13 protein-coding genes and 1 rRNA gene are annotated in these 11,600 nt (G+C 40.4%); 2 read left to right on the top strand and 12 right to left on the bottom strand.

Annotated elements, in window-relative coordinates; all coding sequences use genetic code 11:
* Nucleotides 1-184, top strand: a 184-nt coding sequence (locus tag HMPREF0106_RS25980) for a transposase (protein ID WP_009040161.1), incomplete at its 5' end; no start/stop codon positions are given.
* A 74-nt stretch (nt 185-258) separates the two neighbouring features.
* Nucleotides 259-1,896, top strand: a complete 1,638-nt coding sequence (locus tag HMPREF0106_RS11220) for an alpha-galactosidase D (protein ID WP_009040160.1) — start codon at nt 259-261, stop codon at nt 1,894-1,896.
* Nucleotides 1,897-1,964: 68 nt separating this feature from the next.
* Here the strand turns inward: HMPREF0106_RS11220 and HMPREF0106_RS11225 are convergent, their stop codons facing one another.
* From HMPREF0106_RS11225 to rrf, 12 genes are all read right to left on the bottom strand, one after another.
* Nucleotides 1,965-2,771, bottom strand: coding sequence for a hypothetical protein (locus HMPREF0106_RS11225; RefSeq protein WP_009040159.1), 807 nt, complete (start codon nt 2,769-2,771; stop codon nt 1,965-1,967).
* Between the two features lie 10 nt (nt 2,772-2,781).
* Nucleotides 2,782-3,150 carry a GntR family transcriptional regulator gene (locus tag HMPREF0106_RS11230; protein WP_008026532.1) on the bottom strand — a complete coding sequence of 123 codons (369 nt, stop codon included), beginning with the start codon at nt 3,148-3,150 and terminating at the stop codon, nt 2,782-2,784.
* A gap of 11 nt (nt 3,151-3,161) precedes the next feature.
* Complete coding sequence (locus HMPREF0106_RS11235; RefSeq protein ID WP_009040158.1) at nt 3,162-4,013, bottom strand: hypothetical protein; 852 nt, start codon at nt 4,011-4,013, stop codon at nt 3,162-3,164.
* A gap of 6 nt (nt 4,014-4,019) precedes the next feature.
* A complete protein-coding gene (locus HMPREF0106_RS11240; RefSeq protein ID WP_009040157.1) occupies nt 4,020-4,865 on the bottom strand; it encodes an ATP-binding cassette domain-containing protein in 846 nt (281 codons plus the stop codon).
* A 171-nt stretch (nt 4,866-5,036) separates the two neighbouring features.
* Complete coding sequence (locus HMPREF0106_RS11245; RefSeq protein ID WP_008771258.1) at nt 5,037-6,503, bottom strand: tetratricopeptide repeat protein; 1,467 nt, start codon at nt 6,501-6,503, stop codon at nt 5,037-5,039.
* Nucleotides 6,504-6,524: 21 nt separating this feature from the next.
* Nucleotides 6,525-7,469: a PstS family phosphate ABC transporter substrate-binding protein gene (locus HMPREF0106_RS11250; protein WP_008771257.1), complete on the bottom strand. Its 945-nt coding sequence runs from the start codon at nt 7,467-7,469 to the stop codon at nt 6,525-6,527.
* Nucleotides 7,470-7,472: 3 nt separating this feature from the next.
* Nucleotides 7,473-8,288, bottom strand: a complete 816-nt coding sequence (locus tag HMPREF0106_RS11255; protein ID WP_004316568.1) for an energy transducer TonB — start codon at nt 8,286-8,288, stop codon at nt 7,473-7,475.
* A gap of 26 nt (nt 8,289-8,314) precedes the next feature.
* Complete coding sequence (locus HMPREF0106_RS11260) at nt 8,315-8,968, bottom strand: ExbD/TolR family protein (protein ID WP_004316569.1); 654 nt, start codon at nt 8,966-8,968, stop codon at nt 8,315-8,317.
* Between the two features lie 15 nt (nt 8,969-8,983).
* On the bottom strand, nt 8,984-9,589 hold the full coding sequence (locus tag HMPREF0106_RS11265) for an ExbD/TolR family protein (RefSeq protein ID WP_004316570.1): 606 nt from the start codon (nt 9,587-9,589) through the stop codon (nt 8,984-8,986).
* A 33-nt stretch (nt 9,590-9,622) separates the two neighbouring features.
* Nucleotides 9,623-10,420 (bottom strand): MotA/TolQ/ExbB proton channel family protein, encoded by a 798-nt coding sequence (locus HMPREF0106_RS11270; protein ID WP_004306909.1) that lies wholly within the window; start codon nt 10,418-10,420, stop codon nt 9,623-9,625.
* Between the two features lie 153 nt (nt 10,421-10,573).
* Nucleotides 10,574-11,014, bottom strand: coding sequence for a hypothetical protein (locus tag HMPREF0106_RS27845; RefSeq protein ID WP_008771256.1), 441 nt, complete (start codon nt 11,012-11,014; stop codon nt 10,574-10,576).
* 327 nt (nt 11,015-11,341) lie between these two features.
* Nucleotides 11,342-11,452: ribosomal RNA gene (gene rrf / locus HMPREF0106_RS11280) — 5S ribosomal RNA — on the bottom strand.
* Nucleotides 11,453-11,600: the final 148 nt, after the last annotated feature.

Genomic DNA, 11,600 nt, shown 5'->3' with positions numbered 1-11,600 from the left:
ATTCACAACAGTGGCAAACTCTATTGAGAACCATTATGAAAGGATTTTGAACTTCTTTGTGAACAGGAGTACAAATGCAGCAGCGGAAGCATTTAATGCTAAAATCAAAGCATTTAGGACATCATTTAGAGGAGTAGTGGATATGAGCTTCTTCCTTTTTAGGCTAGCAAAGGTATATGCATGAAGGGAATTGACTAAACTTAATCCCCCAAGAATTACAACTGAGCCCAATGCAAGAAAACACCAACCTATTATATCATGAGAAACAGGATTTATCTCTTTACAGTAGCAGTAGCTTCTTTTATGTGCATCAGTTGTACAAAGACTCAAACCACTCTTTCGGAAAATGAAAAGGCAGTCAATCCTCCTATCATGGGATGGAGTTCATGGAATGCGTTTCGTGTAGACATCAGTGAAGACATTATCAAACACCAGGCTGACCTAATGGTGGAAAAAGGCTTGAAAGATGTCGGATATCATTATGTCAATGTTGATGATGGCTATTTCGGAAAACGTGACGACAACGGAATAATGCTTGCAAATGAAAAACGGTTTCCGAACGGCATGAAACCGGTGGCGGATCATATTCACAGCCTGGGAATGAAAGCCGGCCTTTATACCGATGCGGGTAATAGTACGTGCGGTTCCATGTGGGACAATGACACTGCAGGTATAGGAGCTGGTATCTACGGGCATGAACCACAAGACGCCCAATTATACTTTGGCGACTGGGGTTTCGACTTTATCAAAATTGACTATTGCGGAGGAGATGCGCTGGGACTTAATGAAAAGGAACGCTACACTTCAATCCGGAACAGTATAGACAAAGTGAACAAAGATGCTTCCATCAATATCTGCCGATGGGCCTTCCCGGGTACTTGGGCCAAAGACGCAGCAACCTCCTGGCGTATCAGCGGTGATATTAACGCACATTGGGGCTCATTAAGATATGTAGTCGGCAAGAATCTTTACCTGTCTGCCTATGCCGGCAACGGACATTACAATGACATGGACATGATGGTTATCGGATTCCGTAACGACAGCAAAGTGGGCGGCCAAGGTCTTACCCCGACAGAAGAAGAAGCTCATTTCGGTTTATGGTGTATCATGAGCTCTCCTTTGCTTATCGGATGTAACCTGGAAAACATACCGGAGTCTTCTCTCGAGCTGCTGAAAAACAAAGAATTGATTGCCCTCAACCAAGACCCGCTGGGTTTGCAAGCATACGTAGCGCAACATGAAAATGAAGGTTATGTACTCGTGAAAGATATTGAACAGAAACGTGGAAACGTACGTGCTGTGGCTCTCTACAATCCTTCCGATACCGTATGCAGTTTCTCCGTCCCGTTCTCTTCATTGGAATTTGGAGGAAATGTAAAAGTACGTGATCTCGTAAAACATAACGATTTAGGCAGCTTCTCCGGCACATTCGAACAAACGCTTCCGGCACACAGTGCCATGTTCCTCCGCATGGAAGGCGAAACACGTCTGGAACCGACTCTGTACGAAGCAGAATGGGCTTACTTGCCTCTTTTCAACGACCTAGGTAAAAATCCTAAAGGTATTCTTTATGCCAATGACAAAGAAGCTTCCGGCAAAATGAAAGTAGGTTTCCTGGGTGGACAACCGGAAAATTATGCCGAATGGAAGGAAGTGTATAGCGGAGATGGCGGACGCTACAACATGACTATCCATTACTCATACGGTAAAGGACGCCAGATAGAACTGGATGTCAACGGCATTATTACCAAAATAGATTCTCTGAGAGAGGATAATAACCATAACAAAATCACAGTTCCCGTTGAACTAAAAGCAGGATATAACACCATTCGCATGGGTAATAGTTACAACTGGGCACCGGATATCGATTGCTTCACTCTGACAAAAGCATTGTAATAACCATATAAAAAAGGAGTAAAATATGATAAATACATCTTTACTCCTTTTTTAATCTATATGCCAGTTTATTCTATCATCGTCACACAGGCTTTTTCGGTCAAAGTTACCTGTAATTTGGCATCATCCTTTTCAGGAATCCAAAACATACGTTTGCACTCTCCTTTTTGAAGTTTCACATTCCCATTGTGACCTGTCAAGTATTCCGTATCAATCCGACATTCTTGCACATTTACAGACCAATTATCCATCATATTCAGATTCAAATGCAGATTATTGATCTTACCACTCTGAAATTCCACATTCCTGCCACTCCTGGCAACATGCAAAGCTCTAAAATCGCACGAATCCACTTGCATAGAATTAGAAGTATTAATGGAAAGAGAATCCTTTGTCAAATTTTTAAGAACAATCTTTTGCATATAAATATCATTTACAACACATTCCACTTCTTGCGTCAGATTCAGTTGCATGTCTCCCGTTATCATCGCTACATATCTGGATTCCTTTAACTCTTGCAGGAGTTTATCCAGCGGATAGTCCAAAAGAATTTTCAACGTATCCCCCATGACAGTCATTTTCAGATAGTCATTTACTTTCTGCGAACAGGAAAATTCATTTTTCTCTCCTTTTGAAGGCAGCACTCGCAAAAAAGAATTTGCCAGCCAGACACTACATTCTTCTGTATGCATCTCCGTTTGAGCAAGCCATATTACCCGGCAAGCCGGGATTTCTTTGGTTAGCTGCTCTCCTTGCAGATTTATTTGATTGGAAAAGTGCGGCCTCCCCAGACAATACATCACAAACATTCCGCCTACCAGCACACAAAGTCCGGCTACAAAAAGCCCAATTAATATATAAGTTGTACGTTTCATAATATTTGTTTTACTTTTCTTTTTTACAAAATTCCCGGTACATATCGGTTATCTCTTTGATAGGAATATCCAGTGTCTTAATCTGCTTGAAGAAGTAATCCAGTTCTTCTTTCAAAAAAGTATTCTTCCGCAAAGAATGAATCAGTTCCCTTGCACCGGTAGAGACAAAATAACCAATGCCGCGTTTATTATAAATAATATTCTGTGACTGAAGATAATCAAATGAGCGCATCACTGTATTGGCATTTACTTCCACAATAGCGGCATATTCTCTGACAGAAGGGATGCGTTCCTCTTCCCCAAATTGCCCCAGAAGTATCTCATCACAGATCCTATCAGCGATCTGCAGATAAATAGCTTTACTTTCTTTAAAATTCATAGGCTAGAGTATTACATACGTTGAATAATCTCGGACTCCTTAAAACGAAAAAAGGCAAGTACCCAATTAACCAATGCAAAAAACATAAAGGCTATGGTTCCTAAGGTGAAAACTTGTTGCTCCGTGAAAGAAGAAAAAATATAGCCGTAATCTTTATTGTTGTTTCCATGAAATAGCATATTACCCGTCAACATTCCCATCAATACATAAATCAGAACAATGATTGTAACCGAAACAAAAGTTTTAAGAAAAGAGTTCTTCGGCCAAACAGAACTACCTAATACGAACAATGACTGCACAAAGCAATATATAGAAAGGACTAATATCAACTGATACGTTTCATTGAATAAAAACCACCGTTTCCCGCTACCGACTAAATCTCCCAGATTGACAGGGAGTATCACCTCTTTTACCTCCGGATAGATAAGCGAATAAACCATTACTCTTGTATAATCAGCCAATTTAAAAGCAATCAAAAAAACAACTAAAAATACGATAGTTGATATCAGCCAACGGGAAAAAAACTTCTCGAAAGGAGTGGACGGTGTCATTAATGTGGATAGCCGACTAGTCTTATTCTTCATCTTCTCCATCACCAGCGATGCACTTAAGCACCCGAAAACAAATAGAAACCACAAAAAAGCCATCAATATAAATCCCCATGCAGGATCGGTATTTGCATGACGAATAAAATAAACCGAATCGTGATAATTATATTGAGTATATCCGTTCCAAACCAATACCACCGCCATCACTCCATACATCAACACCATACGAAGCACATTCGATCTCCAATTCTCTACCATCTCCTTACGGCAAAGATTCATAAAACGAGGCAAACTGAAAAAAGTATCTTTTATCATCGTCTTTTATTTTTGAGTGTGAAACAATCGGGCTATCTCTTCAGGAGCAGCCAACGTAGCATTAAAAAGAAGTTCCAGATTTAATTCCGATTCTTCCTGTTCTTCATTAGGAAGTATCAGGTAATTCCCCTGGATAGTAGGGATTGCGAAAAGAGCATTTTTCGCCAGTTCCCGATTGTCACTCTCCACAAAGAAAAGTTTGTCGCAAATATTACTTGTAGATTCATCCAGCAACACACGGCTGTCATCCATAATCAATACATGATCGAGCACCTTATCAATGTCACGAACCTGATGCGTAGAAATTACAATCGTCTTATCATCCGACATGCCCGATGCTATAAACTTACGGAACTGACTTTTACCGGGAATATCCAGCCCGTTGGTCGGCTCGTCCATCAACAAAAGAGAAGTGTTTGTAGCAAGCGCAAAGTTCATGAATACTTTCTTTTTCTGTCCCATAGAAAGTGATCCGAGATCAATATCTATATCCATTTCAAAATAATGGAGATATTTAATCATCTCCTCCTTGCTGAAACGAGGATAAAAAGGACTGTTCAACTCCACATAGCTAACCAGAGAGACTGAAGGTAATTCAAACTCTTCGGGAACTAAAAACATATCCTGTAAAGTAACCGGTAACCGACGGCGCACATCTGTATCGTGAAACACCACTTTGCCGTTTTTAGGAGTCAATAACCCGGACATCAGATAGAGAAGAGTAGACTTTCCCGCGCCATTCTTTCCCAACAGTCCATATACCCTGCCGGACTCGAACGAAAGCGAAAAATCATGTAATACCGCACGCTTCGATTTACGATAAGTAAATGAAAGATTTTCTACTGTAATCATAGCATTTCTGTTTAATGAACAATGCTTCTTAGTGTATTAGTGTAATGGTACACCACAAATGTAGGCAATCTTTTGAATATTCCAATAGAAAAGGAGAAAAAAGTGCAAAAAAAGGAGGAGCTAAGATCACTCTCCACTCCTCCTGTCACGACAAACAACTAAAATTATTCACTATTTGATGCCGTCCAATGCCCTTTTAGCAGTAGCATTAGCGGGGTCTATAGCCAGAATTTTATTCCAGTATTCTATGGATTTATCTTTATTAGCCTTTGCTTCGGCCTTCAATGCCGGATTCTCGATCGCTAACAAATAGTAATATCCAAGATAACTGTAACATTCAACCAAAGCTGAATTGTAATGAGGATCATTTTTGCTTTCCAATAAAGCAGCCACTTCCTCATAGAAAGGTTTCGCAAGTCCTTGAGTGGTTTCAGGGTCCAGTGCTGAATTGGCACGAGCTCTCCAGAAGTTACCCAAGTAGCTATCCGGTGCTGCTTCTGCAATTGCATGGAAAACAGAATCGGCGGACATCAACGCCTGCTTGCGTTCTTCAACAGTGATTGTCAATGAATCAGGTTGCGTACCAGCACCGTAATAAAGTCTACCAACCTGAAACTGTAAGTCCGGAGTCTGTTTTTCTTTATCAAGGGATGAATAATATTTCTGGTAAGCACTGATTGCTTTTTTATAATCATTCTTCTGTTCGTAAGCAGAAGAGATATTTTTATATAAATCCGTCTTTGTCGGATCCATCTTTACCGCTTTCTCATATTGTATTACTGCATCATCATATTTTTTCAGACTTTCCAGCAAGTGTCCATAATACATATAATCCAAATAAGAATAATCGGCTTTTTCACATTCATTGAAGAAGATGTCCGCTGCCTTTATCGCTTCATCAAAACGCTTCAAGTCAGTATAGTTATACATTGCCAAACGGTTGAACGCAGCATGATGGGCATTCTTTTGCAATCCCATATTAGCCACTTCGAGCGATTTCTCAAAATCATGGTTCAAAAATAAAGCAAACGCATACTTCACCAAATCTTCTTCCGTAGCAGTAGGCCCCATTGCAAAATTCGCATAAGCTTCTGCCGCTTTACTAAAATCATTTTTTAAATAATAAATCTCGGCTAGTTTTTTGTCTACGGCTGTGTTGGACGGTTCCAGGGCTTTCAATTGGTTCAGCTTTTCAATAGCAAGACTTGCATTGGCTGATTTATAAACATCTGCATATTTCAGATAAGCTTCCGTACATTTCGGATCGAAATAAATCGCTTCTTCATATTTCTGAGAAGCGAGACCCGCATTTTTCTGCTTCATGGCAATATTTCCTTCCAATACAGAAGCAAGAGCTGATTTACCATTCGCTTTTCTGGCAAGAGTTGCATATTCTTGCGCTTCGGGAAGTTTGTCAGCATCCAGATACGCATTTCCGATAGCTACCAAAAGTTCCACATTCTTTTTATTCTTTCCTTTAATCAGATGCTCGGCTTCTTCAGCAGCCTGTGCAGGATTCGTCTGAATAGTTCCTTTCAATTTGGCAACTTCCGCCTGCCATTCGGCATCGGTTGATTGCGCACAGAGCGACCCTACTGCTATAAACGCTCCAGCTAAAAACATTTGTACTCGTTTCATGATAGTCTCTAATTTTAGTTATTATTCGTCTTTCACGTGGACAATACGCACCGGCTGTGTAGCCGGAACAAGTCCGGATTTTAATATAATCCGCTGCCCCTTGTCGGATATCATAAAAGAAGCAAATCCCCAGGGCAGCCCACTGCGAGGATCGTTCAGTAATGCATAGATGGATCGTGCCAGCGGATAATTACCATAGAACAGATAGGCCTGATAAGGCTTATAGCTGTTCGCAGGAGTTGCCACATCTTCAGCACTGACTGCCATCACTCTGATCTCTTCACGAAAAGAAAGATTGGTCGTATCACTGCGGTTCCCCAGCCAGTTTACTCCAATAACTCCCATGGCATCAGGATTCTTCGCTACATAATCTATCACTTGCTGGTTGGTTTTCAAGGCACTGACATTACCTTCTGCCAACGGTTTTCCACCACAGATTGAGTCTATTGCAAAACGTACGGTACTGGAGTTCTTATTATCAAACACCACCTGAATTCCTTTCAACCGGGAATCCGGATTTACCTCTTTCCAGTTTTTCACCTCACCGGTGAGGATGCGACGGAAATCACGTACACTCAACAAAGAATCCGGATTAGCACGATTCACGATCAATGCCAGACCATCCGTAGCCAATTTTATCTCGCGAGGGAAAAATTTACGGCTGTGGAATGAATTCATTTCTTCCTTAGTCAGTGTCCGGGTTGTAATAGCCAACCGGACACTGTCTTTCAGAAGTAAATTAATCGCTTCCACTTCAGTTGTGTAGCGAGGAACAATCCCGGCCAAAGGGTAAAGGTTTTCAAACACCTCTATCTCTTCTTGTATGATAGGTTCGAAACTCTCATCCGCTGCAATAGATACCACACCGGAAGAATAAGTATCCGTCGGCCCTTTCGATTTTGAGTTACAAGCACTCAACACCACCAACGCTACGAGTCCTATCAGCCTAAATTGTCTCTTCATCATCTTTTATTGTAATCTAAACATTACCGGAACGGTGAATTTCACACGTACCGCTTTTCCATTCTGTTTACCAGGGAGCCATTTCGGCATACTTTTTACCACACGCACAGCTTCCTTATCCAGATAAGGGTCTACGCCACGAGCCACACGCACATCAGTGATAGAACCATCACGTTCAACAACGAACTGTATAATAACGCGACCTTGTGTTCCATTCTCCTGTGCAATAGTCGGATATTTGATGTTCTTACCCAAGTAAGCCATCAATTCCTGTTGACCACCAGGGAAAGTCGGCATCTGTTCTACCATATCGAAAACCTTTTCCGGTTCCGGTGCAGCCTGTGTCACTACCTGCTTAAGATCAGCAATATCTTTACCATTCGCCTCGTCGTTACCTTTTACGTCGGCAATAGAGATGGATACTTTAGTAGCATTCAAATCCTCCTGGCTCTTGATCTCATCATCTTCATGCACCTCTTCATCTTTCTTGATGACAGGAGCAGTAAACTTGATAGAACTCTTCAGTGCAGGGGGAGGAGGCGCCACCGGCTCAACCCGTTTCATCTCTTCCTGTTTGATTTCCGGTTCTGCCAATTTCGACAAGGTAGTCACCTCTGTCATCACTTCTTTCTGCTCCGGAGTTGCCAACTTAAGCAGTGTAGGGATGCTAAATCCGACTGCCGCTATGATTACCACAATCAACATGGCGACATTGTGTCGTTTTGTTGAATTGGCACGCATTCTATATGCTCCGTATGCCTGGTTCTTGCCTTCAAAAATCAGTTGACACCATTCCGAAGAAGCTAAATCTAATTTTGCCATTTTACTTTTCTTTTTTGGGTGTTACATCAATTATCGGCTAAGTTCTGTGACAATCCACCTTTCGCATCGAAATTCTTGATTAAGAATTCATCAGCTTCCGCAATGTCTGTTATCACATATTTACCAATATTACATATCTGCATTTCGTCCAGCGCGTCAATCAGATTCATATAAGAAGCGTCATCCGTAGCTTTAATAATTACGGTCGGGGTATCCTTTCCGCTCTTTATCTCGGAAACCTGCTTCTTAAATTCGTCATCCGTTATCTTAAGATCCAATTTCTGTTGTTTCAATTCTCTTACTTTATTGACAGCAACAGCATTTTTCTGAAGAAGTACGGCACGCAGTCCATTTGCACCGTAGCTAGTTTCTTTCAACGAGGTATAGTCCTTATAATTAGGTTCTCCCTCATAATAATAGAGTTTATTATCAGGCCCCAGCAATAGTGTAATTGCCTGTGAAGCCTTCACCATACTCTTCTGGTTTTCAGTAATATCTTTGTCATTACTCGGCATGCTTATTTCCATCGTCTGAGGTTTGCTCAGTGTGGTACAAAGCATAAAGAAAGTAATCAGCAACATGTTCATGTCCACCATCGGTGTAAAGTCCACCCGGACAGTTATCTTTTTTTGCTTGCTCTTTCCTCTTTTTCCGCCGCTCTCTTGTACTTCAGCACTCATTGTATTTCCTCCTTTTTAATTTTCAGATTCTGCTTTGAGAGAAGTAATCAGATTGTACCGATTTTCCCGCAAATCCTGAAGTGAGTTCATAACGTTCTTTATCACTGAGTATGGAGTCGTAGCGTCTGCCTTGATGGCAATACGTAGATCAGCGTTAGCAGTACGTGCATTACGTACCCACGATTTAAACTGATTATCAACACTATCGCATGGAATACCTTCATTCTTAAGGATCTTATCCCGTTGATCTTCGGGGAGATCAAGATATTTCTGCATACTTCTGATAGGCACTCCAAAAGTAGAAGACAACATAAATCTCTTCTCTTGTTCCGGAGTAAACTTAATGCCATACTCTTCACCCATGCTCTCCAAGACAGCCTGCATATCCTGCTGCTTGTCGAGGCTCATAAATATTTTTCCTTCCGGATCAACCAGAATCTGGAGTACATTAGTCTCCGGAATCTTGATTTCCGATACAGAAGCCGGAGTGGTAACTTGCACTGGTTCCTTCTTCACAAATGTTGATGTCAACATAAAGAAAGTCAGAAGCAATACAGTAACGTCACTCATAGCGGTCATATCTATGAACGTACTTTTCTTTTTAATTTGCGCTCTACCCATGATTAATAATAGATTTTATAAGGGTTCGCAGAATTAGTGAGTAGCTGCAAAAGTTTGCACGATAGAGAATCCGACTTCGTCGAGTCCGTAAGTCAATTTATCAATTTTGTTAGTGTAATAGTTGTAAGAGATAACAGCCAATGCACCAGTCAAGATACCGAAAGCAGTGTTAATCAAAGCTTCAGAGATACCTTGTGACAAAGCCATAGAGTCAGCACCACCACCAGCAGACAAAGCAGCAAATGAACGGATCATACCGATTACAGTACCGAGCAATCCCATCAATGTACCCAGAGTGGTGATGGTAGCGATGATCGGAAGATTTTGTTGCATCATCGGCATTTCCAAAGCAGTAGCTTCTTCAAGTTCTTTCTGGATAGCCAACAGCTTCTGTTCTTTAGGAAGAGATGTGTTCTTTTCCATTTCTTCATACTTACGCAAAGTAGAAGTTACTACGTTAGCAACAGATCCACGTTGTTTGTCACAGATTTCCTGTGCTTTCTTCATGTCACCGGCAGCTAAAGCGTCTTTGATGTTAGCTACAAATTTAGACAATGAACCTTTACCGAAAGCAGAACGAAGAGCGAAATAACGTTCGATGCTCAAAGCAAGTACGGTTAACAACAATGTCTGGATAATAGGCACGATGATACCACCTTTGTAAATAGTACCCAACATGTTCAACGGGTGATTGTTCGGGTCATTGTTCATAAAGTTGGACGGGTTACCTAACAGGAATTGGAAGATACATACAGCTATTACTAAACAGCAGATGATTACGATACCGGCATTTTTTATACCTACAACTTGAGTTTTTTTAGTAGTTTCCATAATAAGTTTTTTGTTAAGAAATTAATTTTAGTTATTTAGGAAGTAAAAATTTCGATTAGGCACACTGCGCTACAGACCCTGCAACTTTTAAAAGGAAAAAGTCACACAGTTCATACAGAGTACGAAAAAAAACGGATAATAGGGGGAAATAAACTAAATAAGGATATGTCTTAGAGCGAACACATAGTAATCGCTACACATAATGGAGTAATGTGGATCCTTATCCGAATAAAAAGATTTACTTTGATCTAATACTAAAGAATTCTCTCTTAACACGAGAAACTTATGCATAACGTCTTTCAAGGAGTCATTGATTTCAATGATTCTACGCAGGCGATAATTATTAGAATTTGATTCAGTTACTAATTTAAATCCTAATTCTACATCAGAAATAGTTAATGACTGCGAGTTATCATAACTAACTGACTGATTATCTACAGAAGAATTACGATTAACATCAGAAGACGATTCTGACAGTTGACAAGAAGCTTCACAGTTTGAAGCATAAGCCGAAAAATTCATAGCATTTCCACCCATGCTAAAAGATAGCATCAGCAGAACAAAAGCTAATATGAATTTCGGCGAAAGTTTCATTGTATTTTTAGTTGTTTAAATCGTTCGTTATAGATTCGGCGACAAATGTAGCAATAAAATGTACACGAGTATCATTGTTCACATCATTTAAGCATAAAAATTCGTCTCTACTATAAGAACAAGTTCTAAAGTATTTTGTTCTAGGGAACATCATTTTAATTTGTTAAAAAAAGCATCTCTATTGAACAAACTATTATGAGGTTTGATCTGCTAAAAAGGGCGGTGTAAATACCAAAGTACCATTGATAAATCAAAAAACAGAAATTTTGCAAAGTACCCAAAACAGAAAACCCCTTGATTCGTTGTTGAATCAAGGGGCTTCTCTAAAAACGGCGGCTACCTACTCTCCCACTGTTACGCAGTACCATCGGCGTGACGAGGCTTAACTTCTCTGTTCGGAATGGGAAGAGGTGGAACCCTCGTGCTATAACCACCTGAATAAGGTTATGACATGATGAAAAGTAAAATCTCAAGTTCATTACTAGTATGTTTCTGTTCCCTGTTTCCAGTTTCTGTATCAGTAATCCGCTAAACGTATATACCCAACCGGTACATATTTGAAAGAAAGTGAACGGGCAATTAGTAA

This window comes from Bacteroides sp. D22 (assembly GCF_000163675.1).
Lineage (GTDB): Bacteria > Bacteroidota > Bacteroidia > Bacteroidales > Bacteroidaceae > Bacteroides > Bacteroides xylanisolvens.
Note: the sequence above shows the minus strand (reverse complement) of the source record. Positions and strands in the feature narration are given on the sequence as shown.

What these genes read in the sequence shown, in the direction of transcription:
- HMPREF0106_RS11220 (WP_009040160.1), top strand. Translation starts at nt 259, where the DNA reads ATGAGAAACAGGATTTATCTCTTTACAGTAGCAGTAGCTTCTTTTATG.
- HMPREF0106_RS11225 (WP_009040159.1), bottom strand. Translation starts at nt 2,771, where the DNA reads ATGAAACGTACAACTTATATATTAATTGGGCTTTTTGTAGCCGGACTT.
- HMPREF0106_RS11230 (WP_008026532.1), bottom strand. Translation starts at nt 3,150, where the DNA reads ATGAATTTTAAAGAAAGTAAAGCTATTTATCTGCAGATCGCTGATAGG.
- HMPREF0106_RS11235 (WP_009040158.1), bottom strand. Translation starts at nt 4,013, where the DNA reads ATGATAAAAGATACTTTTTTCAGTTTGCCTCGTTTTATGAATCTTTGC.
- HMPREF0106_RS11240 (WP_009040157.1), bottom strand. Translation starts at nt 4,865, where the DNA reads ATGATTACAGTAGAAAATCTTTCATTTACTTATCGTAAATCGAAGCGT.
- HMPREF0106_RS11245 (WP_008771258.1), bottom strand. Translation starts at nt 6,503, where the DNA reads ATGAAACGAGTACAAATGTTTTTAGCTGGAGCGTTTATAGCAGTAGGG.
- HMPREF0106_RS11250 (WP_008771257.1), bottom strand. Translation starts at nt 7,469, where the DNA reads ATGATGAAGAGACAATTTAGGCTGATAGGACTCGTAGCGTTGGTGGTG.
- HMPREF0106_RS11255 (WP_004316568.1), bottom strand. Translation starts at nt 8,288, where the DNA reads ATGGCAAAATTAGATTTAGCTTCTTCGGAATGGTGTCAACTGATTTTT.
- HMPREF0106_RS11260 (WP_004316569.1), bottom strand. Translation starts at nt 8,968, where the DNA reads ATGAGTGCTGAAGTACAAGAGAGCGGCGGAAAAAGAGGAAAGAGCAAG.
- HMPREF0106_RS11265 (WP_004316570.1), bottom strand. Translation starts at nt 9,589, where the DNA reads ATGGGTAGAGCGCAAATTAAAAAGAAAAGTACGTTCATAGATATGACC.
- HMPREF0106_RS11270 (WP_004306909.1), bottom strand. Translation starts at nt 10,420, where the DNA reads ATGGAAACTACTAAAAAAACTCAAGTTGTAGGTATAAAAAATGCCGGT.
- HMPREF0106_RS27845 (WP_008771256.1), bottom strand. Translation starts at nt 11,014, where the DNA reads ATGAAACTTTCGCCGAAATTCATATTAGCTTTTGTTCTGCTGATGCTA.